This is a genomic window from Vibrio sp. 2134-1, assembly GCF_033339495.1.
On record NZ_JAWOUS010000793.1, the window covers coordinates 1 to 558 of the forward strand.

At 52.0% G+C, this 558-nt stretch carries 1 protein-coding gene; it reads left to right on the plus strand.

Annotated features, from left to right (window positions below):
• Positions 1-558, plus strand: a 558-nt coding sequence (locus R7R78_RS28575) for a type II secretion system protein N (RefSeq protein ID WP_225474907.1), incomplete at both ends; no start/stop codon positions are given.

Genomic DNA, 558 nt, shown 5'->3' on the forward strand with positions numbered 1-558 from the left:
CGTGCGTTGGCAGCGTCAAAACCTAGGGCAAGTGAATTGGGATTTCCAATGGTCTAGCTTATTTACCGGCAAAGCCGAATTTTCGGTACGTTTTGGGCGCGGCAGCGATATGAACATTCGCGGTCGAGGTTTAGTTGGATACAGTCTCAGCGATGGCCCTTACGCGGAAAATTTGGTGGCGTCGATCCCGGCATCGAAAGCCGTCGAACAAGCGCGCCTGCCGGTGCCTGTTAGTGTTGATGGCCAGCTGGAGTTGAACATTCGTCATGCGACTTACGCAGCTCCGTGGTGTAAAACTGGTGAAGGCACATTGGTTTGGAGTGCCAGTGGCATCCAAAGTCCAGTGGGAAGCTTAGAGCTCGGCCCTGTTATTGCTGATTTGAAATGCCAAGATAGCGTGCTAACTGCATCAGGTGAGCAAACCAGTACGCAAGTTTCCTCGGCGTTTTCAGCGGAACTGATGCCGAATCAACGCTATTCAACGAAAGCGTGGTTTAAACCTGGCGCAGATTTCCCATCAAGCATGGGGGAGCAGTTGAAATGGCTTGGACAGCCAAA